Consider the following 265-nt stretch of genomic DNA (forward strand, 5'->3'; position numbering starts at 1 on the left):
GGTGTAGGTAATGATACCCCCGGAAGTGTGTAAGACTTTTGTTTCTGTTCACCGTTAGAAACTAAAAAACCTTTAGTTTCTAATTTTGGTAGAGTTAATGTTACTTCACGTGAGTGCTTGGTTGTTAGTTGGCAAGCTCGTTCATGATTGATCCAGCCTTCGATTGCAGCTGTAGCTACAATTAACTGTTCAAAGTCTCCTAAAGCATTAAACTTATAGTCAAAGATTTGTAGTAGTTTAGCGCGAGTAGCATCTGGTATTAAAC

Annotated in this window: 1 pseudogene; it reads right to left on the reverse strand. The window is 38.1% G+C overall.

Annotated features, from left to right (window positions below):
* Positions 1–265 (reverse strand): annotated as a pseudogene (locus AB4486_RS27840) (AAA family ATPase); the annotation flags it as partial.

Origin of the sequence: Vibrio sp. 10N.222.55.C6, from assembly GCF_041473395.1 — a bacterium.
Classification (GTDB): domain Bacteria; phylum Pseudomonadota; class Gammaproteobacteria; order Enterobacterales; family Vibrionaceae; genus Vibrio; species Vibrio crassostreae_C.